We start from the raw sequence: 25,223 nt of genomic DNA, 5'->3' as shown, positions 1-25,223 counted from the left end.
TCAAAGAGGTGAAATGAATGGCTACAAAAGGAAATGTAATGGTTTGTGTTACCCAGCAAAAGACCTGTGAGAGACTCATTCGAAAAGGTGCTGAAATAAGAGATGATGTAGGTGGGAAACTGATGGTAATTCATGTGACACCTACGTCACTTCAGATTCTGGGAAACTACCATCAACCAGAAGCTTTGGACTATCTATATGAAATTTCAAAGTCTATGTCAGCGGAGATGACCGTGATTCGATCTAAAGACACCATTGATACACTAGAAACCTTTGCAAAGAAAAACGAAATTACCACTATTGTATTGGGCGAATCATTGCGGCCATCTAAGGAGAATACCATTGTAACCGACTTGCAAAAGCGATTGGGTAAAGAGACAGAGATTAAAATAGTACCAGTTTAACTAACGAGGAAGGTGTTTTTTTTGAAAACAAAGCTACCGTACTATCCGTATTCAGATTATCAGAAGGATAAGTATGGTGAGAAAGTTTATAAAATACCCATTAATCTACCGGTAACATGTCCTAACAGAGACGGTACCTTAGGGTTTAATGGGTGTGATTTTTGTGCCCCGGAAGGAGCTGGTTTTGAGAACCTTCCTTCTTCAATGGACATTAAAAGTCAGCTTCAATCAAATATAGCGTATATTAGCAACCGGTATAAAGCACAAAAGTTTGTTGCCTATTTTCAGAACTATACGAATACGTACCTTTCTTTAGAAGCGCTTAAAGGGTATTTAGAACAAATAGAACATGAGCAGGTAATCGAATTAGCCATATCAACCAGACCGGATTGTTTATCACCAGAACAGTTAGATTATTTGAAAGAATACCGTGAAAAACATGGTAAGAACATTGTATTGGAGCTAGGACTTCAAACAGCAAACTACCATACGCTTCAAAAGATTAACAGAGGTCATCGGTTGGCTGCTTTTATTAATGCGGTGATTCAAGCAAAAGAAAGAGGACTGGAAACATGTGCACACATTATTGCAAATCTTCCGGGTGATGAAGATTTGGATATGATGGAAACAGCAGAAATTTTATCCGCCTTAAAGGTAGATCAGGTGAAAATTCATGCACTCTATATCATGAAAAACACAGCCTTAGGCCGTCAATACGAAGAAGGTAAAATAAAACTTATAACAAAGCAAGATTATCAACAACGCGTCATATTATTCCTGGAACATCTAAGTGGTCATATTGCCGTACAAAGGCTTATTGGCAGAGCGCCAAAAGAAAACAGTCTCTTTGTTAACTGGGATACAAGTTGGTGGAAAATCAGAGATGAGATCATTCATAGGATGAACCATGAAGGCACTTATCAAGGGAAATTTTCAAAATTCTAAAATATTTTGTAATTTTTGCAAATGATAAAAGGATTTTAGGGTATCATCACGAATAATATAATAAAGCAAATAGTCAAAAAAAACATTCTTTTTGGAGGGGTGCCAAATGATAAAATTAGTTGTGGGTAAAAAAGGTAGTGGAAAAACGAAGAGAATGGTCGAAATGGCCAATGAGGCAGTAAAGAAAACAAAAGGACATGTGGTATTTATTGATTACGATACGAGCCGTATGTTTCAAATTGATTATCGGGCACGATTTATGCATTTAAATGAATACAATATTGCTAACGAAAATGAATTTCTGGGATTTTTATGTGGAGTAGTGGCATCTAACTATGATATCGATCACATTTTTATTGACGGATTAATGCAAATAAGCGAGACAGAATTAGAAAACATGGATCAATTCTTTGATCGTTTAGATAAATTAGAGAAGAAGTTTAATATTACTTTTGTTATTGGCATAAGCTGGGAAGATGAGATAACGCCAGAATACTTAGGGCGATATAGAATAGATAAGTTATAAAAGACTGAAAACTTGGAAAGCTAGTCATAAGTTGTAACCAACTGGTACCTATGGTATACTCGAATGCGGTGCAAAGATATCTTTGGAAAAAAATCATCCGGCTTACAAAGGGTGAAAGGTTCCTGTAACTAATTTGAAGGAGGTATACAATGGCAACGACAAAAGTTGGGATCAATGGATTTGGCCGCATTGGAAAGGCGGCATTAAAAGCTTGGCTAGAGAACGAAAGAGAAATAGAAATTGTTGCAATAAATAGTACCAGCGGACCGGTTAAGCATGCGCATGTGTTTAAGTATGACAGCCTTTACGGCACACTTCCTCAAGAAGTAAAAGCAACAGAAGAGAGGTTCCTTATTGGTGATAAAGAGATAATCTTTACGGCTTATCGAAACCCGGAAGAAATTCCGTGGGCTGAGATGGGAGTAGAAATTGTTCTGGAGTGTTCTGGAAAATTCACTTCAGAAGAAGAACTGAAAAAACATTTGGTGGGAGGCGCAAAAAAAGTTATTTTATCAGCTCCGCCAAAAGATGGAAATGTAAAGCAGGTAGTTATGGGAGTAAATGAGAACACCTATGATCCGGCGCAACATCATATATTATCAAACGCATCCTGCACAACTAACTGCCTTGCTCCGGTAGTTAAGGTTCTGAACGATTCCTTTGGAGTTGAGCATGGGTTGATGACAACGGTTCATGCATACACAAATGACCAACATTTACTGGACTTGCCTCATAAAGATCCGAGACGTTCCAGAGCCGCTCACATGTCAATCATTCCAACAACCACAGGTGCAGCTAAAGCAGTAACAAAAGTGATCCCTGAGCTAGAAGGCCGATTGAATGGATTTGCCATGCGAGTACCTACGCCGATTGTTTCAGTGGTTGACTTTGTTGCAACCTTATCACAAGAAACAACAGAAGAAGAAGTCAACAAAAAGCTGATGGAAGCGGCTAATGGTTCGATGAAAGGAATATTAGGATATTCCGACATTCCTTTGGTTTCCATTGATTATAAAAAAGACAAACGATCTAGTATTGTGGATGGGTTATTAACCATGATGAATGGCCCTAGATTGGTTAAAGTTGTCTCCTGGTATGATAATGAATGGGGCTATTCAGAGCGTCTGATCGATTTTCTTACATTTGTAGCGAAGAAGGGCCTATAAAAAGAATAACGAAGAAAAAGAGTATAACATTAAGAAATGCCGGCATCCTTCTTTGAAATCGAAGCATGCTGGCTTTCTGTTTTCTGGTATTTTTGAAACAACTAAGGTATAATGATATCGACTTCGTCTGATTCTGCGTGCAGGGAGTGATGAAATTGGAGAATATTGAATGGAATAAATTTTTAATTCCGTATGAAAATGCCGTTGAAGAGCTGAAAGTAAAGTTCAAAAGTATTCGGTCGGAATTATTGATTGTTGGTGCCTACTCACCGATAGAGTTTGTGGTTGGCAGAGTAAAGAAAGTATCAAGCATTCTAGAGAAAGCCAAACTGCTTGACCTTGAGCTGGATGAGGTAGAAAATGGAATCGAAGATATTGCCGGCATTCGGATTATGTGTCAGTTTGTAGAAGATATTTATACGGTGATGGATTATATTTACGAACGTGAAGGAAAAGATATGGAAATTGTGGCAGTGAAAGATTATATCACCAATCAAAAAGAAAGTGGCTACAGAAGCTATCATGTAGTCGTAAGATATCCTATACAGACAGCTTTTGGTCACAAAAAAATACTGGCTGAAATACAGATAAGAACCCTGGCAATGAACTTTTGGGCAACCATCGAGCACTCCTTAAACTATAAGTACAAAAAAAGAATACCTGACCACGTAACAAAAAGACTGAAAAAAGCGGCGGATGCGGCAATGGTATTAGACCAGGAAATGTCAGAAATAAGATATGAAATAAGAGAAGCACAGAAAATGTTTGAGATAAAATCCAATATTGTTTCTAATGTATTAAGCTTGATACAAAAACTGAGAGTAAGGGGTTTGCATAGTCAGGCTGAAAAATATTACAGTGAATTCGAGTCTCTTTGGGAACAAGGGGAGATGATTGAACTGAAAAAACTGGCTTATAAACTGAGGGCGGCTGTCGATCAATATGATCTCAATGAAGAGCAGAAAAAGCCTGAATGATAATGGGAGGATTTGTATGATTTATGCAATTGGTGACTTGCACCTCAGTCATTCTGTTAAAAAGCCAATGTGCATCTTTGGGGATGATTGGATTGATCATCATAACAAAATAAAAGAAAACTGGGAAAAAGCAATAACCCCTAAAGATGCGGTGCTGATCCCCGGTGATATTTCCTGGGCAATGACCACCGAAGAAGCCCGGGCAGATTTATTATGGATAGAAAATCTGCCCGGTAAAAAGTATTTAATTCGTGGAAATCACGACTACTGGTGGAAAAGCATTACAAAAATGAATCAACAGTTTGAGACACTTCACTTCATACAAAACCAATTCTTTGCCCATGACCAATATGCCATTTGTGGAACCAGAGGATGGATATTGCCCGGGCTCTCCGAGTTTTCTCAACAAGATAACAAAATATATCAAAGAGAAGTACTAAGGTTGCAAACATCTTTAGATGCTGCTCACAATGCTGGATACACCGACATTATCGTGATGATGCACTATCCACCAATGAACGATAAGCGGGAACCATCAGACTTTACAAGACTACTAGAACGTTACAAGGTAAAAAAAGTGGTCTTTGGGCATCTTCATGGAGAAGATTCGTGGATATATGCGCCTGTAGGTGACAAAGAAGGCATTACTTATGAACTGGTATCCTCAGACTACCTTAAGTTCAAACCGCAGATTATTACTAGTTGAAAGCTAAACAAGGTTGGTAGAACCAAGTACGTTCGCTAGTTTATGTTGAACCATCCTTTTAATGGCTTCCCGACCTGGGCCTAAATATTTTCTTGGATCAAAATTAGACGGGTTTTCATATAATTCGCGGCGGATAGCCGCTGTCATGGCTAAACGCAAATCTGTATCTATGTTAACCTTACACACGCCCATGCTGGCAGCCTTACGAATCATTTCCTCAGGAACACCTTGCGCACCAGGAATCGTTCCTCCATGTTGATTGCACAAATCAACAAACTCTGCTGATACAGTTGAAGCGCCATGTAGCACCAAAGGCGTTCCCTTAAGCTTATGATCGATTTCTTTTAGACGATCGAAATCCAGCTTTGGTTCTCCGCTAAACTTATAGGCACCATGGCTGGTTCCGATAGCAATCGCTAGAGAGTCAACACCAGTTTTTTCAACGAATTCAAGTGCTTCATCCGGATTGGTGAAAGCAGCGTCCTTTTCACTTACATTAACAGCATCTTCAATTCCTGCAAGCCGACCTAGCTCTGCTTCAACAACAACCCCATGTGCATGGGCATACTCAACAACCTTCTTTGTAATGGCAATGTTTTCAGCTAATGGATGATGAGAAGCATCGATCATTACAGAAGTAAAACCATCATCAACACATTGTTTGCATACTTCAAAGCTTTCCCCATGATCCAAATGCAAAACAATAGGAAGTCCGGAATCTTCAATAGCCGCTTCCACTAATTTTTTTAAGTAAACAGGATTGGCATACTTTCTTGCTCCTGCCGATACTTGAAGAATAAGGGGAGACCTTTCTTCTTTAGCCGCATCTACAATCCCTTGAATAATCTCCATGTTGTTGACATTAAAAGCACCGATAGCATAGTCCTTTTTATATGCTTTTTCAAATAGATCTTTACTGGTCACCAGAGGCATACTTAACACTCCTTGTCAGAATTTTGTCTAATGCATTGTCATTTTATCATAGAGGAATAAAAGGTGCAATTGCATTTGGCCTGAAGGCATGGAAGCGGATTTTTATATACAAGACTATTAATTTTATGTAAAATAAGGTAAAATAGAAGTGAATATGCACCAGTACGTTACTGGCCATTGGCTGAAATGAGGTGATTGACATGAAACTTAAATCAAATTTACCCAATATGGTTACCTTTCTTAATTTAACACTTGGTTTACTGGCGATTGTTTGTATTATTGGAGAACGGTACTTGTTATCAGCGTCTTTGATAATTTTGGCAGCTTTGACAGATCGTTTTGATGGCAGCTTAGCCAGAAAACTTGATGTCGAAAGTGAGTTGGGGAAAGAGTTAGACTCTTTATGCGATTTAATCTCTTTTGGAGTAGCACCAGCGGTTTTGATGTGGAGTTTTCATCTGGCTGATATTGGCGTGGCAGGTTTTGTCATTATGGTTATTTTTGCCATTAGTGGAGCTTATCGTCTTGCTTTTTTCAATATAATGGAGTTTGATGGTGTTTACATGGGCTTCCCAATAACGATGTGTGGAGGTATTGTAGCCCTGATGGCAATTTATTCTGTTAATTACACAACCAATATCTATGTATTAGGCTTTATTATGATTCTATTGTCTTATGCAATGGTAAGTAAAAGAATTAAGCTGAAAAAACGCTAAAAGGTTGGTAAAGAAAGTGGGGATACCCTGGAAATGGTGAACCATCGGTAGGCAGGTGCGAAATAGATTTCGTGGAAAACCTTGTTTCGGTGAGAATACATTGCTAGGGTTTATTTTCGTTACAAAGGATGTTAAGAATGCAATATATACCGGGAGAAAATATCTTCGAAAAATTTTTTGCACAGAGAGAAAGCTTGATTTTTCAGTATAAGAAGGGAGACTTGAATAAGCGTGAATATATTGAAGAAAGTCATGCATATCTAGTTAATCAAGATGTAAAACCCTTCAAAAATGTAGATGCTTTTGAAAAAGCCGTTTTTAACTACCAGTATTACAATATTATGGCAAAATATTTTCACATGAAAAGTGAAATGCTGAAAACCTCAGCAAAACATCCTGAGTTAGCAAGGCAGTATAGTGAAAAAAGAGATAAACATTACCATTTGAAAGATAAAATGACATTGAGAGCTGTAGAACTGAAAGATTATTATGATCTGGAAGCTTATTATATTAAAGTAAGTTCTGTACAACTTAAAAAAGTGCTTTATGAAATCATTTTTCATGAGCATCCTGATGTGGTTTTTCACTCTAAAAGTCGCTGGCTTCGGGAAAGATTAGAAAGAGAAGGTGTCTTTGCAAATACTACCAAAAGATCTGTTATTGAACAGTATGTAAACGAAAAATATTAAAGCAGAGGGGTGGTTTGATGTATCAAATCTATACGGCCGATCAATATTTATGGGAAGGTCTCAACCTTGATGGAAAAACCGTATTGGAAGGCGGCACCAGTTGGGGAAATACAACCAGGCGGATTGCAGAAAAAGTAAAAGAGCATCAATGGAAAACAAAATTAATATCAGTAGACATTGATGACAGTCATTTTGATGAGATTAAAGAAAAATTATCTGAAAGCTTCGACGCATTAGATTTACGGAAAGGTGATTTAAGCAAACTGGATTTTATTGAAGATAACTCGATAGATGCTATCATATGCAATTACACCTTATCCTCCGTAAATCAGTTTCCGTTAAGAGCTGTAACCGTGCTAAAAGAATTTCACCGAGCCTTAAAACCAGGTGGGCAGCTTGTTATTATGGAAGAAATTCCGCTTTGGGCAGTTGAACACCGTGATTACCCCTATTGGTCACAACGACTAAGGGTTATCAAAAGCATCAGCATCTTAAAAGCAATGGCTCACTTTAATGAAATTCATCCCAATGATTTAGAAGAAACACTCAAAACCTTAAATTATCAAGAAGTTCAATATCAGGAATTTAAAGAAGCAATCGATTCATCCTTAGCAACAAAATTTCTTGATAAACGCAAACAAACACTATTAAAAGGTTATAATGATATCGATAACGATCATTTAACCAAAGGGTTTGTTGAAATGACAGAAAAACTGGTGAAAGAACTCGAACAAGAAAAATCTTTTTCAGCACCAGCCTATATTATGAAAGCCTCTAAATAATCAAGAAAGATCCTATGCCCGGACAATTCGTTCCGGGCTTCTTTCGATCTTTAAGGGAGAGATTTGATGGATATTAAGAAAGGACAAGAAATTGAACTACTGATAGAAAACACTTTTTATGGTGGTAGAGCAGAAGGACATACTAGAGAAAACCATGTGCTTACTGATCGAGGGTTGCCGGGTCAAAAACTTTTGGTGAGAGTAAAGAAAAAGCGTCCAGGCAAGCTGGAAGCCACAACGGTGAGGTTACTGGAAAAATCACCAGAGGAAACGGAGACACCTTGCATTCATGCAGAAGCTTGTGGTGGGTGTTCCATGCAGGGAACCAACTATCCTTATCAGTTAGCCTTAAAAAATCAACAAGTACAAGCCTTATTCCGATCCAAAAAAATAGAAGTACCTCACTGGTTGGATCCTATCAAAAGTCCTTTGGAAAGCGAGTATCGAAATAAGATGGAGTTTACCTTTGGGAATGAATATAAGGATGGACCACTGACCCTTGGCATGCATCAAAGAGGTCGGCGTTTTGATATTGTGGATACATATGATTGTCGATTAATCGATGCCGATTTTAGAAAAATACGCACAGCAACCGCTGATTTTTTTAGAAACACAAAAGAAAAACCATACCACAAAATAAGTCGTGAAGGAACCTTGCGAAACCTTGTATTGCGGAAAGGTCATTATACAGGGGAAATAATGACGCATCTCATTACCACATCAGCTATTGATGAATCCCTTATTTATCAATGGAAACAAGAAATCTTGGATCAAAAGTTGAAAGGGGTCAACAAATCCGTTCTATGGACAAAAAACGATTCTTTTGCAGATGCGGTTAAAAGTGACGAAACCATCTTACTAGAAGGAAATTATGAAATAAAAGAAAAGCTCCAAGGATTAGATTTTCGAATTACTCCCTTTTCTTTTTTTCAAACCAATAGCACTGGTGCCAACGAACTGTACGGAATCCTGAAGCAGAAATTAGAGAAAAATGACGAAGAAATATTCGATCTATATTGTGGCTTAGGAACGATTACACAGATTCTAGCACAGAATGCCAACCATGTTACAGGGATTGATATTGTAGACGAAGCAATACAACAAGCCAGGGAAAGTGCTAAAGAAAACGGCATAGAAAACTGTCGCTTTATCGCTGGAGATGTAAAAGACAAACTTCATCACCTAACTACAAAGCCAGATGTGTTAGTGCTAGATCCACCCAGACCAGGCGTCAACGAAGACGCAATGCAAGATCTTCTGAATATGAACCCGCAAAAAATCATCTATGTTTCCTGTAATCCCAAGACGCTGGTAGCTAATTTACAGCAAGCCATAGAAAGTGGTTATAAGGTTAAAGAAGCTCAGTGCATAGATTTATTCCCAGCAACACCGCATATGGAGACGGTTGTATTGCTATCAAGGGCAGAAAAGTAAAAGTGTAGAAATGTGAGTAAATAAGCACTTTCCGTGATTTGAGATCTGGCTCCAAGTCGGAAGGATAATCACGGTTTTTTACTTTGTGGGAACTTGTCCAAGAATGGCAGAATGTAAGGTTGAGTGGTTAGATTGACTTTAAGGATTGTGAGTTGATGAAATGGCTGTCAAAAACGTGGTGAGTTGATAGAATTATTGTCAAAAATTTAGAAAACATTTACACTTTATATTGACTAAGACAATAAAATTAAGTACAATAAATATTAGGTGGGATTATAGCCCTGCACCAGGAGGTGAGAACTTGATAGGATTAGAATATATTTTAAACCTCTATAACCTTCAACATATAGAACTTGCAGAAAAACTTGGCATTAAAAAACAAAATATAAACATGTGGGTGAAAGGGCGACAGAATATTCCAAAGAAATATCTACCAGTATTAGAAGAGCTATTTGGTATTGATCAGTCCTACTTTGGACGCAACCTTACAGAAATTGATCAGCTAGAAATCCAGAAAGAAAAGTTAAAAAGCGATCTGAAACCTGTAATTAAAAAACATGAACAACAGTTTTCTTTAGGAGAGATTAACGATCTTGTTGAAGTTCCCGTCTATAATAAAGAAGAAATAAATACTATAGAGCGAGATATTGAGAAAGCCAAACTTGTATCAAAATTTAAATCAGCAATGGATATAGTAGATAATAATCCATACTTGGAGACCTATAAGCTCATCGTAGAGCTACTTGAAAAAGTGCAGCATGAATCAGTACTACACAAAACGATTGAAGCGCTGGCCCATTATTATGAAGTCTTGCCTGACTGGGTAAGCAGCGAACCGGAACAAGAAGGTTTTGAAAGTGAAATTTTTGAAGTCTTTGATGATCACAACTATTAAACTACCTGCCTAAGGCGCAGTTAAAACATTTGGAGGGAATATAAATGGCTGAGAATACAGGAAACATTGGATTTGAAGAGACACTTTGGAAAGCGGCAGACAAACTGAGAGGCAGTATGGATGCCAGTGAATATAAACACGTGGTATTGGGACTGATTTTCCTTAAGTACATATCCGATAAATTTGAAACAAAGTTTAATGCACTTGTAGAAGAAGGCGCAGGCTTTGAAGAGGACCGAGATGAATATGAAGCAGAAAACATCTTTTGGGTTCCTAAAGAAGGTAGATGGTCATTTATCAAAGACAATGCGAAAGATTCTAAAATTGGTGAGTATATTGATGAAGCCATGATTCTTATTGAAAAAGAGAACCCATCCTTAAAGGGTGTGCTGGATAAACGCTATGCAAGGCCAGAAATCGAAAAGAGAAGACTGGGAGAACTAATTGATCTTATTTCAACCATTAAGCTTCATCAAAATGGAGAGAAGGACTTACTTGGTAGAGTGTATGAGTATTTCCTTGGCCAGTTTGCCAGCGTTGAAGGAAAAGGCGGTGGAGAATTCTACACGCCAACCAGCGTAGTTAAGACCTTGGTTGAAATGATCGAGCCATACCAAGGTAGAGTCTACGACCCCTGCTGTGGATCCGGCGGCATGTTTGTACAGAGTGAAAAGTTTGTAGAAGACCATCAAGGGAAAGTTGAAAACCTCTCTATCTATGGTCAGGAAATGAACTCTACAACGTGGAAGCTTTGTAAGATGAACCTAGCTATTAGAGGGCTTGACGCCAATCTAGGACCACACCACGATGATACATTCCATCATGACCTTCATAAGACATTAAAGGCAGACTATATCCTTGCCAATCCACCATTTAACATTAGTGATTGGGGAGGTAATCAACTTACGGATGATGTGAGATGGAAATTTGGTATTCCGCCTGCAGGAAATGCGAACTACGCATGGCTTCAGCATATGGTTTACCACTTAGCGCCTAATGGTAGTGCGGGGATTGTTCTTGCGAATGGATCACTAAGTACAAACACTTCAAACGAAGGCGAAATCAGAAAGAATTTGTTAGAAGGGGATATAATCGATGCCATTGTAGCCCTTCCTGATAGATTGTTTTATTCTACAGGTATTCCCGTGTCACTATGGATCCTTAATAGAAACAAGAAGGATAATCCGAAGTTCAGAACACGAGAGCACGAAGTCCTTTTTATTGATGCAAGACAATTGGGAGAAATGATTGATAGAAGACATAGAGAGTTGACAGAGGAAGATATCAGCAAGATAACTGAAACATATCATGAATGGCGAAATATTGACGGAGAATACGAAGACATTAAGGGATTTTGTAAATCAGCTAAGATTGAAGAAATCAGAGAACATGAGTACGTCTTAACACCTGGAAGATATGTAGGAATTGAAGATGTAGAAGATGATGGTGTTCCATTTGATGAGAAGATGGAAAATATGACTGCTGAGTTGGCTGAACTCTTTGCTAAATCCCGACACCTTGAAGATGAGATTAGAAAGAATCTTGGGGGTATTGGTTATGAGTTTTAATGAATGGAGAGAAGTAGTACTAAAGGATGTTATTGATTTTAATCCTAAAGAATCGATTAAAAAAGGTACATTAACTAAGAAAATTGGAATGGATAAATTAGCACCATTCCAAAGAAGAATTGATGGATTTGAGTTGGAGGCATTTACAGGGGGATCAAAGTTCAGAAATGGTGACACTCTTCTCGCTAGAATAACCCCTTGCTTAGAGAATGGTAAAACAGCTCAAGTAACGATTTTAGATGATGATGAAATAGCCTTTGGTTCTACTGAGTACATTGTGTTGAGAAATAAGAAAGAGATTACGGATAATAATTATATTTTTTATTTAGCATTGTCACAATATATTCGGGATACAGCAATTAAATCTATGACAGGTACTTCAGGAAGACAAAGAGCACAAACTGATGTAGTTGAAAATACTAAAATTATGCTTCCGCCGCTCGAAGAGCAAAAGGCAATCGCGCACATCCTCTCAACTTTAGACGATAAAATTGAAGTCAACAGCCAAATAAACAGAACCCTAGAAAATATTGCGCAGGTAATTTTCAAGCAATGGTTTGTAGATTTCGAATTTCCCAATGAAGATGGAGAACCTTATAAATCCAGTGGTGGGGAGATGTTTGAAAGCGATCTTGGGATGATCCCTAAGGGGTGGGAAGTTGGTACACTTAAGGATATTGGTGAAATTATTGGTGGAGGAACTCCATCAAAATCAAAAGAACATTATTTTGCAGAAAATGGGATACCATGGATTACACCTAAGGACTTATCCAACAATAAGAATAAATTTATAGATAGAGGAGCCTTAGATATCTCTGAAGAAGGGCTTAAAAATAGTAGTGCAAAGCTCATGCCTGAAGGGACAGTATTATTTAGTTCGAGAGCACCAATTGGATACATCGCTATAGCAAAGAATCCTGTTACTACCAATCAAGGATTTAAGTCGATAGTACCTCGAAAATTATACGGAACAGAATTTGTCTATCGAATACTTTTATCAAATTTAGACAAGATAGAGAGCCGAGCATCAGGGTCTACATTTAAAGAAATATCAGGGGGAGAACTTAAAAAAATTGAAGTAGTTTTACCTACACAGAATGTGATAAATAACTTCAATCTTATTGTTGCAGATATGTCAAAGCTGATATCTATAAATGAAGATTCTAGCAAAAAACTAACAAACATCCGTGACTCCCTTTTACCTAAACTCATGTCCGGTGAAATCAGAGTTCCCTTGGACGAAGAAGGTGATGCATCATGAAATTTGGCTTCCATAAGCCAAGCTTAAAAAGAAGAATCTCTGCTAGAACCAGCATATTTATATGCGCCGATAGGCAGGCATAAAAGACAGGTAGTGCATCGAGCAGGGTTAAAGATGCCGCGGGGATATGGATTTCTTAGGAATCCAAAGAAATCAGTTTACAACAAAGTATATAATCGGACATCCATTGATATATTCAAGACGCTTAAAAAGCTGTTCAAATAATCACTCATTCAATGCGGGGTCGTTGGATGGAGAAGTGGAGGTGTGGGGTGATCAATAAAAAAATAGAAGTAAATCAGAGGGCTACTTTGGAAATAAAAGATTGTCTGGGAGGTGGTAATGATGAGTAGTGGAGATGGTATTTTTACAGAAGCGATGCTTGAAGAAGCAGCTATAGAAATATTGCAGGGTCTTGGCTACGATTATGCCTTCGGCCCAGATATTTCTTTAGGTGGAGATTATGAAGAACGTAAAGATTATCGTGAGGTGATCCTTCCAAATAGAGTCAAAGACGCACTCTTTAAGATCAATCGTGAACTTCCAAGGGAGGCACTAGATGATGCCTATCGTCAGCTGATTACATTCAATAGCCCAATGCTGGAAGAAAACAATCGATATTTTCATCAGTTAATGACAGAAGGGATAGAAGTATCCTTTAGTGAAGGTGGGCATATTCGCACCAAGAGAGCCTATATCATAGACTTTGAAAATATGAGTAATAATGAGTTCGTGGTCGTCAATCAATTTACCATTATTGAAAATGAAGAAAGAAGACCAGACCTTATTGTCTTTGTGAATGGCCTCCCTCTTGTGGTTATAGAATTAAAGTCTGCCAGTGATGAAAATGTAGGGATTGATGGTGCTTATAATCAGATACAGACCTATAAACGAGATATTCCATCCCTTTTCAACTACAATGCTTTTTGTATCATCTCAGATGGGATCAATGCAAAAGCTGGAACCATTACTTCTAATGAAGAATGGTTTATGAACTGGAGAACCGTTGATGGAGAAGATATCGCACCACTATCTCAGCCTCAGTATGAAGTGTTGCTAAATGGTATGTTCCATAAGGACAGATTACTTGATATGATTCAAAACTTTCTTCTTTTCCAGGAGTCAAAAGAATCTGAGAAGGATATCGATGGGAAGAAGCTAGGGGATAAAAAGTCCATCATTAAAATTTTAGCAGCATATCACCAGTACTTTGCTGTTAAGAAAGCGATTGAAAAAACAAAAGAAGCGACAAAGGAAGACGGCGATCGAAAGATCGGTGTTATTTGGCATACTCAAGGTTCTGGCAAGAGTTTTTCTATGGTGTTTTATACCGGTGGACTTGTGCGAGAACTGAATAATCCAACTATCGTAGTGATAACCGATAGAAACGACCTGGATGATCAGCTATTTACAACCTTCACCAAATCAAAAGACATTCTGCGTCAGACACCAAAACAAGCGACCGTAAGGAAACTTTCAGATAACCAAAGAACGAATTATGCCAATGGGAATAGCACTGAGGTTAATGGGCTTTATGATCTTTTAAATGATAGAGAGTCCGGCGGGATTATCTTTACCACCATTCAAAAGTTCAAACCAGAAGAAGGCGAGATGCCAGTACTCACTGACCGTAAAAACGTCATCATCATCGCCGATGAAGCTCACAGAAGCCAGTATGGCCTAGAGGCCAAAGTGGACTCTAAAACCGGTGAAGTGAATTATGGCTACGCAAAATACCTAAGAGATGCACTACCCAATGCCTCTTTTATCGGCTTTACAGGGACGCCAATTGATCTTGAAGATCGATCAACTGTTGCCATATTTGGTCATACCATTGATACATATGATATGACCCAGGCGGTAGAAGATGAAGCGACGGTTCGGATTTATTATGAAAACCGCATCATAAAATTGGAAACAGATGAAGAAGAACTGACCAAAATCGATGATGAATTCGAAGAAATCACAGAAGGTCAGGAAGAATTTGAGAAGTATAAAAACAGAGATAAATGGTCCAGAATGGAATCCATCGTGGGATCTCCAAACAGAATCAAGAAGCTTGCTGAAGATATTGTCAATCACTATGAAGAAAAAGCAAAGAGCATCGATGGCAAAGCCATGGTGGTCTGCATGAGCCGCAGAATCTGTGTTGAACTCTATGATGCCATAACAGCCCTAAGACCTGATTGGCATAATGATGATATTGATAAAGGGAAAATCAAAGTTGTTATGACCGGTAGTGCAGCAGATAATGAAAAGCTGCAGAAGCACTTAGGGGGTAAACAGCGTAGGGACTTACTTGCAAAACGCATGAAGGATAATAGTGATGAACTTAAAATAGTGATTGTTCGTGACATGTGGCTTACTGGATTTGATGTGCCATCCATGCATACTATGTATATTGACAAGCCAATGAAAGGGCATAACCTGATGCAAGCCATTGCAAGGGTTAATCGCGTGTTTAAAGAAAAATCAGGCGGTGTGGTGGTTGACTATATTGGAATTTTAGAAAGCTTAAAAAGTGCCTTAAAACAATACACCAATACGGATCGCCAAAATACCGGCATTGATACGGATGTTGCTGTTGCTGTTATGCTTGAGAAACTGGAAATCTTAAGAGACATGATGCATGGCTATGATTACTCGAAATATATGGGGAACTCACAAGTGGAAAGAATGCGTACCATCGTAGGTGGTATGGACTTTATTCTCGGAAAGGAAGAAGAAGAGCAGAAGGAATTTAAAAAGACAGCGCTTGAATTAGGTAAGGCTCATGCACTATGTGCTGCTACTGAAAAAGGGAAAGAAAAGGCCCTTGAAGCCAGTTATTTCAAAGCTGTTAAGGCCAGTCTTGTTAAGCTGAAGGAAAAAGAGAAAACACCATTAACAAAAGGGGAAATTGAAACAAGACTTCATCAAATGCTGGAACGTTCCATTATATCAGAAGAGGTTATTGATGTATTTGATGTTATGGGGATCAAAAGGCCGGAGATCTCAATCCTGTCTGAAGAGTTCTTAAAAGAAGTTCAGGGAATGAAACAGAAGAACTTAGCGGTGGAGATGCTTAAAAAACTATTAGAAGGTAATATCAAAACCATGGAAAAGCGAAACCTTGTAAAGTCAGAAAAGTTCTCTGAAAGGCTTACAAAGGCTCTAAACAAGTATCGAAACCAGGCCCTGACTAATGCAGAAGTCATCGAAGAACTTATTCGAATGGCTCACGATATCAAAAAAATGCATGAAGAAGAGGCAGAACTCGGATTAAGTGAGGATGAAATTGCTTTTTATGATGCACTGACAGCAGATGATATTGTAAAAGAATTTATGGAAGATGAGACCCTTAAGAAAATTGCTCATGAACTGACTGTGGCTATCAGAAAGAATATCACTATTGACTGGAGTGTTCGGAAAAGTGCTAGAGCCAGTATGAGACGGGTGATTAAAAGGCTTCTTAACTATTATAAATATCCGCCAGATCAAGCATTAAAAGCGATGGATATCGTTATGCGACAAGCAGAAAAAATGGCTGGAAATCTCTATGAAGAAGTTATCTGGTCTGAGCAGGTTGCAGAAAAACCAGAAGAGTATCGTGTTGATTAATGAAAGCCTGAAATCAGATGAATTCAATGGATTACGGATTTTTCTACTGGGAGGGTAGCGCTAATGAAAATAGATAAAAAGTATAAAGGAATTGTTTTTTCATGCCTTGCAGCCATATTTATCTCAGTGCCTATATCCTTTATTATGGTTATTATCAACTATGGATTCAGGGCAGGATTTTTAATGGCTTTTTTGAAATCGGCTTTGGCGGGGACAGCCATATCCATTCCATTAGCCAATATATTTATACCACTGACGGAGAGAATAGTAAGGAAAGTGGTTGAAGAGTGAAAAAAATCGAAAATACTCTTGAAGGCAAAGTGTAAGGAAAAAGTCAAAAAACCTCTTTTAAGTGTAAATACAGAAACAGAATCTCTGGTTAAAATAATAGAGAAGCAAATATCTATTACAGGAGGGTTTTTGATGAGGAATGTGAAAAAAATATCTTTTTTATTGATGATGATGTTATTACTAACCGTAATGGCTGGGTGTGGCTCGTCTACAGTAGCACAATTGGAAGATGGCGTTTTTAGCGGTGTTGGCCAAGGCCACAATGCAGAAATCCAAACAGAAGTAACGGTTGAGGATGGAAAAATTAAAGACATTGAAGTAATAAGTCATAAAGAAACACCGGTTTTATCGGACTCTATCTTTGGCGAGTTGAAGGATATGATGGTAGAACACAATAGTACCAATATTGATACTGTGTCTGGGGCTACGATCACTTCCGTAGGATTTCGTAATGCGGTAAGAAATGCTTTAGAACAGGCAGGAGCAACGGACGAATACCTGGAACAAGGAAAAAAGATTAGCCTACGTTTCGGCGTTGCTGATGAAGAAAAAGAATATGATGTGGTAGTGGTAGGGGCTGGTGGAGCAGGAATGATTGCTGCTATTGAAGCAAAATCTCAGGGAGTAAATGTTGCAATTATAGAAAAAAACCCATTTGTGGGAGGAAACACCTTGGTTTCGGGAGGCGAATTTAACGCACCTAATAGCTGGGTTCAGGAATTGATGGGTGTGGAAGATAGTGTAGAGCAATATATTGAAGACACCTTAAGCGGTGGAGATTATGAAGGTAATGAAGAATTAGTTCGAATCATGGCAGAAAACATTTCAGCAGACGGAGAATGGCTGAGAGATTATGTTGAAGTAGAGTTTATTGAAGACTATCTTATGCACTTTGGAGGGCATTCTGTACCAAGAGCCATATATCCTATTGGAGGCTCTGGTATTGAGTTAATTCAGAAATTGGAAAGAAAAGTTCATGAGATGGAAATCCCACTCTACACAAAAACGAAAGCAAACGACCTTATAGTGGATGAAAATAACAGAGTTATTGGAGTTAGTGCTGAAAATCCTGAAGGAAACATGATTAACTTCTATGGAACAAATGGTGTAGTACTAACCACTGGTGGTTTTGGTGCGAACTTAGAAATGGTTCAAAAATATAATGATGTGATTGATGATCGCTATAAATCCACCAATCAAAAGGGAGCTACTGGCGACGGGGTTTATATGGCTCAGGAAGTTGGAGCAGATGTAACCGATATGGCATTTGTACAAACTTACCCGACCTGTAACCCACTGACAGGCCACTTATCATATGTTGCTGATACAAGGTTTGATGGAGCTATTTTAGTGAATAAAGGTGGAGAGCGGTTTGTTGAAGAAATGGACCGAAGAGATGTGATTTCTGAAGCAATTTTAGCTCAGGAAGATACATTTGGATACCTTATGTGGGATGAGACAATTAGAAATAACAGCAATATGGATAGCTATTTAACAGAATTTGAGAACTTAGAAAAATATGGGTTAGTGGTTAAGGCTGATACTATCGAAGAAGCCGCCGCATTTTTTGAGATTGATGCTGAAACCTTAAAAAGCACCATCGAGAGATATAACGGTTTTGTAGAAAAAGGGGAAGACGAAGATTTCCAAAGAAGAGGCAATTTAGCTGCTCTAAAAGAAGGACCGTACTATATTCAACAGGTAACACCGGCGATTCATCACACCATGGGTGGGTTAAGAATCAATGGAGATGCTCAAGTTATTTCAACAGAAGGTGAATGGATTGAAGGTCTTTATGCGGCAGGTGAGGTAACCGGCGGCGTTCACGGTAAAAACAGATTGGGAGGAAATGCTATCTCTGACCTGATTGTTTTCGGAAGAATAGCTGGAAGAAACGCGGCGCAATAAGTTAAAAATATAGTATAATAAGGCAGTACCTGCTTTAACAGTGGGTGCTGTTTTTTACATAAAGAAATGATAAAAGATAATGTAATCTATCAAAGTACTTACAAAGGTAGTGAAATAAATGCTTAGAAAATCCTTGCGGGGAAAAATTTTATTGTTTTTTGGTGTTGTGACAACATTGCTATTTTCGATAGGCATTATTCTGATACAATCACAAATTGCGAATACTAATATTCCCTTAACAAAAGACCTAAATCAGCAGATTATTACGGTAAAAGCTGATGAGTTGGGAGGCTGGGTTAACAAAAGAGTTGCCGAACTAAGGATATTAACAGAAACGGAAGCATTATCATCCATGGATAAAATGACGTACAAACCTTTTATGCGAAGAATGGACCAATTGCATAAAAAAGACTATGAATCCTTCGCTATTGTAAACCTGGAAGGACATGCCTGGGTGACAAACGATACGTATATCGACATTTCTGAAAGGCCTTACTTTAATGAAATTCAACAATCTAAAAATGATTATGCCATCAGTGATCCCATCCTTTCTCGCTCAAACGAAGAGCCTATTATTGTTGTCATACATAAGATTTATAGCGCTGAGGGAAAGGTAATAGGTTATATAAATGGAGCTATTTATTTGGAAAACTTTACTAAAATTGCTCATGACATTAGGATATATGATGGAAAAGCTTGGTTAGTTGACTCGACCTCTAACTTATTTACCACTAGAGGCGATCTGCATAAGGATTGGATGAACCTACTTAATCTAAAAAGCTCAGATCATTTAGCTGTCGATACGTTGAAGGATAACATTTCAAATAACAAGAGTGGCATACAGGAAATCAAGACACCACACGGTCAGGAAAGAATGGTGGTGTATGCACCTATTCCTTATACCAATGGTTGGTCTTTAGGGATTGACTATTCTAAAGCACTTATGATGGAAGATACGGATACATTAATCTATACCGTTTTTTTATTAGGGATTGCGGTTCTTATAATGCAGTTGTTTATATCTCTAAGATTTTCAAAGACCATTACAGAGCCTATCGTTGATTTGCAACGAAAAATGGAGATTGTCGAAACTGGAAACTTAGATTTACCTAATGAAAGCACAAGAGAAGATGAAATCGGACAGTTAGAAAAAAGGTTTCATCAAATGATCCTAAAAATCAAAGACTTAAAGGCTTTGTTTGAGAAGGAGCAAAAAGAAAAAAGAGAAGCCGAGCTTCAAATTCTTCATGCTCAGGTGCAACCACATTTTCTTTATAATACCATTGATACGATTCGATGGTCCGTGTTGGAAGAGGAAACAGAGCAATCTGTTGAGCTTTTGGAGGCGTTAAGCACCTATTATCGAATCGGACTGAGTCAGGGAGCAGAAAGAATTACATTAGAAAAAGAGATGGATCATATAGAAAGTTATCTTCAATTGTTAAAAGCTCGCTATGAAGAGGAACTAGAATATATGGTCTGCTACGATGAAACGTTATTACAATGCCCAGTATTAAAATTGATTTTGCAACCGTTGGTAGAAAATGCTCTCATCCATGGGTTTCGAAAAAAAAGCAGAAAACCTTTTTTGATTCAGATTAGTGTAAAAAAAGCAGATAAGGATTTAATGATAGTGGTAGAAGATGATGGAGATGCAATAGATCCTATTAAGCTCAAAGAAATTCAGAGATGCCTTAAAAGGCAGTCAAAGCCAGGTAAGGAAGTTGGATTTGGTCTATACAGTACCAACAAGCGAATAAAATTAACTTTTGGACATTCTTATGGTGTCAGCTTTGAACGGATAGAAGAAAAAACAAGGGTGATTATGAAACATCCCATTTTGGAAGGCTAGTAGGAAGGGAGTAAGAGCATGTGGAAAGTTGCAATTGTAGATGATGAACCTAAAATTCGCAGAGGCTTGAAAAAGTGGATTTTGGATAAGAGTAAATGTTTCGAATGCTCTTTTGAAGCAAAAAGTGGAGAAGAATGTTTGAAAAATAAGCAAGGCATGATGGTGGATTTATATTTGTTGGATATTCACATGGAAGGATTAAATGGTCTTGACTTAGGGAAACTCATTAAAAGAGAAAATCCTAACGCACTTATCGTATACATTACAGGATATGATTATTTTGAGTATGCTCATGAGGCCATTAAACTGCAAGCTTTTGATTATTTATTGAAACCAGTACCGCAAAGTGATTTTTTTAAGCTATTAAAAAAAGCAAATATAGCATTAAGGGATATCTATCCTGAGAGGCAAATACAAAGAAACGAGCCAATCAAAGATAAATGTGGTGGATGTTCGCAAGTAGTGTTGCAAGGTAAGGAATATATTAAAGAAAACTATAGTGATCCTAATCTATCCTTAGAAAAAGCGGCTAAAATCTTAAATGTCCATAAGGACTACCTGTCCAAGCTGATGAAAGAAGAGTCAGGATATTCTTTTACTGAATATCTAACGAAAATACGGGTTAATAGTGCTAAAGAGCTGCTGGAACAAGATTTGACTAATGTAAGAATGTACGATGTTGCAAGGAAAATCGGATATAAAAGTCAACATTATTTCAGCAGGACATTTAAGAAGAATGTGGGACTAACGCCTCTTCAATATCGCAAGGAAAAATGCAATTTGTTAGACTGGGAACTGTTTTGAATAAACCTTCTTTGATTAAGCCTTATGAAAAGCCCCGTGATGTTTAAAACATCACGGGGCTAAATTAGTTATAACAATATTCCTGATAAAATAAATCCTATGACTAACGAAGCAACGGTAGCTAATAAACCAGGAATCATAAAACTATGGTTAAAGATATATTTACCAATTTTTGTAGTCCCTGTCCGATCAAATCCGATAGCGGCTATAATGGGACCATAGTTTGGCAAAAAGAAATATCCGTTTACAGCTGGAAACATTGCAATTAAGAGCATAGGGCTAATGCCTATTGCAAGGCCTACAGGCATTAGTGCGGCTGTGGTAGCGGCCTGGCTGTTTAGTAGGATTGACATGATAAACAAGGCAAAGGCAAACACCCATGGAGCAGACTCTACCATGCCTTCAATAGATGGTTGGATGGTATCTATATGAGCACTAAAGAAAGAATCACCTAGCCATGCGATGCCGAATATGGCAACAATAGCCACAGAACCTGCCTTAAACACACCGCCGGAAGCAACCTTTTCCACATCGGCTTTACAGACTAATATATTTAATGCAGCTACACTTAACATAATTACTTGAATGATGGTTGCCATCCCCATAACACTTCCATCTTCAAAAACAGGACGCAGTTGGTCAAAACTTCCGAATAAAACAATACTGATCGTTCCTAATAAAAACAATAGAACGGAAACTTTTGCTTTAGAGGTAATAACAACTTCTTCATTCTTGCTCTGAGCTTCAAGACCTTTTGCTAACCTTTTTTGATATTCTGGATCATCTTCTAGTTCTGCACCTTTATTTCTGATTAAAAATGCAGAAATCATGATACCGGCAAAAGTTGCTGGAATGGTAACCATTAAAATCTGATTTAAGGTAATGTCGTAAGGTGATAGGATACCCAGTAAAGCGACTGTAGCAGCGGAAATAGGGCTGGCTACAATGGCTTGCTGTGAGGCAATAACAGCTATAGAGAGCGGTCTTTCTGGACGAACCTTTTGCTCTCTGGACACTTCTGCTATCACTGGAAGAACGGAGTAAGCCACATGACCTGTTCCTGCAAAAACAGTGAAAACATATGTAACTATGGGAGCCATATAAGTAATAGCGCCTGGGTTCTTTCTAAGAATTTTTTCGGCTACTTTGACTAAATAGCTCATACCTCCGGTTGCTTCCAAGGTAGCTGCTGCCGTCACCACTGCAAAGATCATTAACATAACAGCGATAGGAGCTGAGGTTGGCTGCATATTAAAAACAAAGGATAAAATAGCAAGACCTAATCCCCCCATAGCACCTAACGCTATACCACCAATACGAGCACCAATAAAAATAGCTAAAAGTACAATTGCAAATTGTAAAAACATTTCTCCACCTCTTTTTCTGTATTGTTTGCCTAATTTTCACACCATTTTTCGATAACCATTTTGGTTCGATGTTTTTTTCATATCGCGCGAAAGAAATCAAGCAGTTACTTGAATGAATTTCATATTAGGTTCTCAAGTTAGATATTACAAAAGGATGACATGAATATAAAGAGAAACAATCATCATCTTATTCATCTTTGCCAACGGTCTGAAAAAAGCGATAAGCGACTTGTTATTAAATATACAAAGTGAGGGAACGCACTTATCCTTGAGAAGCGTTTTAAGTACATTTAGATACGGTACTAGACCAGAGATGAATCCCTTTTTTGTTTTGCAAAATGCTCATTTTGCAACATGTTTACCAATATGAAATTCAAACACTCGTACATTGTAACATTTTACCTATTTGTTTTCAACGAAATCATTTTAAATGTCTGAAGAGCACTTAAGCTGGAAGAACTAATAAGTATGATCTTTGAAGATACATAGGAGAAGGGGTTTGGGTGCCTTTGCAAAAAGCATTAGTTGATAACTTCTTTTTGTTAACTATTTTCTGTGTGGCGCCTTTGTTGTTATATTTTTAACTGATTTTCAAAGTGAAAAGGACAAGAATGAAAAAATATAGCTCTTTCTTTGCTGGATATAGAACCATAATGATTCATAAGGGTTATATATGAAATCCCATTTGTTTGAGCATTCTTTTGTCTTGATCGATATTATTACCAGAGGTGGTTAACAAATCCCCGGTGATTGTTGCGTTAGCACCTGCAAGGAATGCTTGTTTTCCTGAGTCCTTCATCAGACCTCTTCCAGCCGCTAGTCGAATCCTGGCAGTCGGATTGATAAATCGAAACATGGCAATGGTTCTTAGTATCTCATCTTCTGTCAGTGGTTCAATATGTTCATAGACAGTTCCTTTTATAGGCATCAAAACATTGATTGGAATCGATGGTATTTGTAGCTCTGATAAGCTGAGGGCCATATCCAATCGATCTTCAAAGGTTTCACCCATGCCAATGATACCACCGGAACAGACCTTGAAACCTAATCCTTGTGCTAGTTTAATGGTATTTAACTTGTCTTCATAGGTATGGGTGGTGCAAACATTAGGAAAATTTCTTCTTGAAGTTTCTATATTTGCGTGATACATTGTTACGCCGCTTTCCTTCAAAGCGATAAAATCTTCTTCTGATAGCAAACCGTGTGAAGCACATAGATTGATATTGTTATGCTTACTCATTGTTTTGTAGGCATAACAAACCGCTTTTAGGTCTTTAGGCTCTAATTTGCGTCCTGCTGTTACAATAGAATAGCGATGAACCCCTTTATCAGCGTGCTTTTTGCAGTCAGCTATCAAAGTATCGCTGTCTAAGAAACGGTATTCTTCGACTTCTGTGTGGTGATGACTGCTTTGGGCACAAAATTTACAATCCTCACGACACTTGCCACTGAGACCATTAATAATCGAACACAAGTCAACGCTGTCCCCGCACAATGCTTGGCGAATCGCGTTTGAGCCTTCACAAAGTTTTCTTAAATTCACAGTAGCAAAGAAACGTAAATCTTCGTGGCGTTTCAAGATTCTTCCTTCGATGATTTCTTGCGTTAGGTGGTTGATATTCATAGAAACCCTTCTTTCTACAAGTAGTTAAGCGTCACAGACTCTATATCAATAAGTCTGTGACGCCTGATATTGAATATTTGCAAGCAATTATAAGGGATAGACCGCCAACTGTCAACCTAAAAGATATTAAAGGTTGACAGTTGGCGTCGGTGTCTATATACTAATTTTGTGTTAGAAATAAAAAAAGGAGTGAAATGAATGAGACTAAAAACCAGAGAGGTGACGTTGATATCCATGTTTACGGCATTAACAGCAATAGGAGCTTTTATTAAAATCCCTACTCCAGTAGTACCGTTTACGCTACAGTTTTTATTTTGTGCCTATGCAGGGATTTTTTTAGGAGCTAAACATGGATTGTACTCTCAACTCTTGTACGTAGGAATTGGGCTTGTTGGAATACCTATTTTTGCAAATGGTGGTGGGCCGGCATATTTATTACAACCAACTTTTGGATATCTGATAGGGTTTATTATGTGTGCCTTTATCATTGGCAAACGAACAGAAAGCCTTGAAGAAATAAGCTTTCTTAATGTACTTACCCCTGTTTTAACAGGACTGTTCTTTGTCTATTTAATAGGGGTTTCTTACTTATACATGATTGTAAATTTGTATGTGGGGAGGCAAATGTCAGTGGTAGAAGCTTTGATGGTTGGTTTTATGCCTTATATAGCTCCGGATCTGATTTTAAGCGGTGTTATTGCTTTTACAGCGGTCACTGTGGTACCGGTACTGAGAAGATCCGGTCTTGTGAAGTCAATAAAACAGTAGATCGGTT

At 38.0% G+C, this 25,223-nt stretch carries 22 protein-coding genes; 19 read left to right on the top strand and 3 right to left on the bottom strand.

Annotated elements, in window-relative coordinates; translation table 11 throughout:
- Positions 1 to 17 precede the first annotated feature (17 nt).
- The 6 genes from BLV55_RS01260 (at position 18) to BLV55_RS01235 (ending at position 4,724) form a co-directional block, all read left to right on the top strand.
- Positions 18 to 404, top strand: coding sequence for an adenine nucleotide alpha hydrolase family protein (locus tag BLV55_RS01260; RefSeq protein ID WP_093310155.1), 387 nt, complete (start codon positions 18 to 20; stop codon positions 402 to 404).
- Positions 405 to 425: 21 nt separating this feature from the next.
- On the top strand, positions 426 to 1,349 hold the full coding sequence (locus tag BLV55_RS01255) for a tRNA modification radical SAM protein MnmL/YtqA (protein WP_093310152.1): 924 nt from the start codon (positions 426 to 428) through the stop codon (positions 1,347 to 1,349).
- 106 nt (positions 1,350 to 1,455) lie between these two features.
- Positions 1,456 to 1,875, top strand: a complete 420-nt coding sequence (locus BLV55_RS01250; RefSeq protein ID WP_093310150.1) for a hypothetical protein — start codon at positions 1,456 to 1,458, stop codon at positions 1,873 to 1,875.
- Between the two features lie 149 nt (positions 1,876 to 2,024).
- Positions 2,025 to 3,041, top strand: coding sequence for a type I glyceraldehyde-3-phosphate dehydrogenase (gene gap, locus BLV55_RS01245; protein ID WP_093310148.1), 1,017 nt, complete (start codon positions 2,025 to 2,027; stop codon positions 3,039 to 3,041).
- A gap of 155 nt (positions 3,042 to 3,196) precedes the next feature.
- Positions 3,197 to 4,018: a GTP pyrophosphokinase gene (locus BLV55_RS01240; RefSeq protein WP_093310146.1), complete on the top strand. Its 822-nt coding sequence runs from the start codon at positions 3,197 to 3,199 to the stop codon at positions 4,016 to 4,018.
- Positions 4,019 to 4,034: 16 nt separating this feature from the next.
- Positions 4,035 to 4,724, top strand: coding sequence for a metallophosphoesterase (locus BLV55_RS01235; RefSeq protein WP_093310144.1), 690 nt, complete (start codon positions 4,035 to 4,037; stop codon positions 4,722 to 4,724).
- A gap of 3 nt (positions 4,725 to 4,727) precedes the next feature.
- On the opposite strand, the gene fba is transcribed toward BLV55_RS01235, so the two are convergent.
- Positions 4,728 to 5,657, bottom strand: a complete 930-nt coding sequence (gene fba, locus BLV55_RS01230; RefSeq protein WP_093310142.1) for a class II fructose-1,6-bisphosphate aldolase — start codon at positions 5,655 to 5,657, stop codon at positions 4,728 to 4,730.
- A gap of 200 nt (positions 5,658 to 5,857) precedes the next feature.
- Between fba and BLV55_RS01225 the strand changes: the two genes are divergently transcribed.
- From BLV55_RS01225 to BLV55_RS01165, 12 genes are all read left to right on the top strand, one after another.
- The gene (locus BLV55_RS01225; RefSeq protein ID WP_093310140.1) at positions 5,858 to 6,373 is read left to right on the top strand and encodes a CDP-alcohol phosphatidyltransferase family protein; all 516 of its coding nucleotides are present in this window, start codon (positions 5,858 to 5,860) and stop codon (positions 6,371 to 6,373) included.
- A 137-nt stretch (positions 6,374 to 6,510) separates the two neighbouring features.
- Positions 6,511 to 7,062, top strand: a complete 552-nt coding sequence (locus BLV55_RS01220; RefSeq protein WP_093310139.1) for a DUF6648 family protein — start codon at positions 6,511 to 6,513, stop codon at positions 7,060 to 7,062.
- Positions 7,063 to 7,079: 17 nt separating this feature from the next.
- Positions 7,080 to 7,844, top strand: coding sequence for a class I SAM-dependent methyltransferase (locus tag BLV55_RS01215; protein WP_093310137.1), 765 nt, complete (start codon positions 7,080 to 7,082; stop codon positions 7,842 to 7,844).
- A gap of 66 nt (positions 7,845 to 7,910) precedes the next feature.
- Positions 7,911 to 9,278 (top strand): 23S rRNA (uracil(1939)-C(5))-methyltransferase RlmD, encoded by a 1,368-nt coding sequence (gene rlmD / locus BLV55_RS01210; protein WP_093310135.1) that lies wholly within the window; start codon positions 7,911 to 7,913, stop codon positions 9,276 to 9,278.
- Between the two features lie 301 nt (positions 9,279 to 9,579).
- On the top strand, positions 9,580 to 10,173 hold the full coding sequence (locus tag BLV55_RS01205) for a helix-turn-helix domain-containing protein (RefSeq protein ID WP_093310133.1): 594 nt from the start codon (positions 9,580 to 9,582) through the stop codon (positions 10,171 to 10,173).
- A gap of 44 nt (positions 10,174 to 10,217) precedes the next feature.
- The gene (locus tag BLV55_RS01200; RefSeq protein ID WP_093310132.1) at positions 10,218 to 11,741 is read left to right on the top strand and encodes a class I SAM-dependent DNA methyltransferase; all 1,524 of its coding nucleotides are present in this window, start codon (positions 10,218 to 10,220) and stop codon (positions 11,739 to 11,741) included.
- A complete protein-coding gene (locus tag BLV55_RS01195; RefSeq protein ID WP_093310130.1) occupies positions 11,731 to 13,002 on the top strand; it encodes a restriction endonuclease subunit S in 1,272 nt (423 codons plus the stop codon). The genes BLV55_RS01200 and BLV55_RS01195 overlap by 11 nt, the downstream gene beginning before the upstream one ends.
- Positions 13,003 to 13,347: 345 nt before the next feature.
- Positions 13,348 to 16,602 carry a type I restriction endonuclease subunit R gene (locus BLV55_RS01185; protein ID WP_093310127.1) on the top strand — a complete coding sequence of 1,085 codons (3,255 nt, stop codon included), beginning with the start codon at positions 13,348 to 13,350 and terminating at the stop codon, positions 16,600 to 16,602.
- 63 nt (positions 16,603 to 16,665) lie between these two features.
- The gene (locus BLV55_RS01180; protein ID WP_093310125.1) at positions 16,666 to 16,893 is read left to right on the top strand and encodes a DUF2798 domain-containing protein; all 228 of its coding nucleotides are present in this window, start codon (positions 16,666 to 16,668) and stop codon (positions 16,891 to 16,893) included.
- Positions 16,894 to 17,025: 132 nt separating this feature from the next.
- Positions 17,026 to 18,801: a flavocytochrome c gene (locus BLV55_RS01175; protein ID WP_093310122.1), complete on the top strand. Its 1,776-nt coding sequence runs from the start codon at positions 17,026 to 17,028 to the stop codon at positions 18,799 to 18,801.
- Positions 18,802 to 18,919: 118 nt separating this feature from the next.
- Positions 18,920 to 20,653, top strand: coding sequence for a cache domain-containing sensor histidine kinase (locus BLV55_RS01170; RefSeq protein ID WP_093310120.1), 1,734 nt, complete (start codon positions 18,920 to 18,922; stop codon positions 20,651 to 20,653).
- A gap of 18 nt (positions 20,654 to 20,671) precedes the next feature.
- Positions 20,672 to 21,457 carry a response regulator transcription factor gene (locus tag BLV55_RS01165; protein ID WP_093310117.1) on the top strand — a complete coding sequence of 262 codons (786 nt, stop codon included), beginning with the start codon at positions 20,672 to 20,674 and terminating at the stop codon, positions 21,455 to 21,457.
- 68 nt (positions 21,458 to 21,525) lie between these two features.
- Here BLV55_RS01165 and BLV55_RS01160 read toward each other — a convergent pair whose 3' ends face one another.
- Positions 21,526 to 22,824 carry an anaerobic C4-dicarboxylate transporter family protein gene (locus BLV55_RS01160; protein ID WP_093310114.1) on the bottom strand — a complete coding sequence of 433 codons (1,299 nt, stop codon included), beginning with the start codon at positions 22,822 to 22,824 and terminating at the stop codon, positions 21,526 to 21,528.
- A 667-nt stretch (positions 22,825 to 23,491) separates the two neighbouring features.
- A complete protein-coding gene (gene bioB, locus BLV55_RS01155; RefSeq protein ID WP_093310112.1) occupies positions 23,492 to 24,448 on the bottom strand; it encodes a biotin synthase BioB in 957 nt (318 codons plus the stop codon).
- Positions 24,449 to 24,646: 198 nt separating this feature from the next.
- On the opposite strand from bioB, the gene BLV55_RS01150 reads away from it, so the two are divergent.
- Positions 24,647 to 25,216, top strand: a complete 570-nt coding sequence (locus BLV55_RS01150) for a biotin transporter BioY (RefSeq protein ID WP_093310110.1) — start codon at positions 24,647 to 24,649, stop codon at positions 25,214 to 25,216.
- Positions 25,217 to 25,223 lie beyond the last annotated feature (7 nt).

Source organism: Tindallia californiensis, assembly GCF_900107405.1.
Classification (GTDB): domain Bacteria; phylum Bacillota; class Clostridia; order Peptostreptococcales; family Tindalliaceae; genus Tindallia; species Tindallia californiensis.
The sequence above is the reverse complement of the archived record's forward strand: the minus strand, read 5'-3'. Positions and strand labels throughout refer to the sequence as shown.

Excerpts from the sequence above, each read along its gene's own strand:
- BLV55_RS01260 (WP_093310155.1), top strand. The coding sequence starts at position 18 with ATGGCTACAAAAGGAAATGTAATGGTTTGTGTTACCCAGCAAAAGACC.
- BLV55_RS01250 (WP_093310150.1), top strand. The coding sequence starts at position 1,456 with ATGATAAAATTAGTTGTGGGTAAAAAAGGTAGTGGAAAAACGAAGAGA.
- gap (WP_093310148.1), top strand. The coding sequence starts at position 2,025 with ATGGCAACGACAAAAGTTGGGATCAATGGATTTGGCCGCATTGGAAAG.
- BLV55_RS01235 (WP_093310144.1), top strand. The coding sequence starts at position 4,035 with ATGATTTATGCAATTGGTGACTTGCACCTCAGTCATTCTGTTAAAAAG.
- fba (WP_093310142.1), bottom strand. The coding sequence starts at position 5,657 with ATGCCTCTGGTGACCAGTAAAGATCTATTTGAAAAAGCATATAAAAAG.
- BLV55_RS01225 (WP_093310140.1), top strand. The coding sequence starts at position 5,858 with ATGAAACTTAAATCAAATTTACCCAATATGGTTACCTTTCTTAATTTA.
- BLV55_RS01220 (WP_093310139.1), top strand. The coding sequence starts at position 6,511 with ATGCAATATATACCGGGAGAAAATATCTTCGAAAAATTTTTTGCACAG.
- BLV55_RS01215 (WP_093310137.1), top strand. The coding sequence starts at position 7,080 with ATGTATCAAATCTATACGGCCGATCAATATTTATGGGAAGGTCTCAAC.
- rlmD (WP_093310135.1), top strand. The coding sequence starts at position 7,911 with ATGGATATTAAGAAAGGACAAGAAATTGAACTACTGATAGAAAACACT.
- BLV55_RS01200 (WP_093310132.1), top strand. The coding sequence starts at position 10,218 with ATGGCTGAGAATACAGGAAACATTGGATTTGAAGAGACACTTTGGAAA.
- BLV55_RS01195 (WP_093310130.1), top strand. The coding sequence starts at position 11,731 with ATGAGTTTTAATGAATGGAGAGAAGTAGTACTAAAGGATGTTATTGAT.
- BLV55_RS01185 (WP_093310127.1), top strand. The coding sequence starts at position 13,348 with ATGAGTAGTGGAGATGGTATTTTTACAGAAGCGATGCTTGAAGAAGCA.
- BLV55_RS01180 (WP_093310125.1), top strand. The coding sequence starts at position 16,666 with ATGAAAATAGATAAAAAGTATAAAGGAATTGTTTTTTCATGCCTTGCA.
- BLV55_RS01175 (WP_093310122.1), top strand. The coding sequence starts at position 17,026 with ATGAGGAATGTGAAAAAAATATCTTTTTTATTGATGATGATGTTATTA.
- BLV55_RS01170 (WP_093310120.1), top strand. The coding sequence starts at position 18,920 with ATGCTTAGAAAATCCTTGCGGGGAAAAATTTTATTGTTTTTTGGTGTT.
- BLV55_RS01165 (WP_093310117.1), top strand. The coding sequence starts at position 20,672 with ATGTGGAAAGTTGCAATTGTAGATGATGAACCTAAAATTCGCAGAGGC.
- BLV55_RS01160 (WP_093310114.1), bottom strand. The coding sequence starts at position 22,824 with ATGTTTTTACAATTTGCAATTGTACTTTTAGCTATTTTTATTGGTGCT.
- bioB (WP_093310112.1), bottom strand. The coding sequence starts at position 24,448 with ATGAATATCAACCACCTAACGCAAGAAATCATCGAAGGAAGAATCTTG.
- BLV55_RS01150 (WP_093310110.1), top strand. The coding sequence starts at position 24,647 with ATGAGACTAAAAACCAGAGAGGTGACGTTGATATCCATGTTTACGGCA.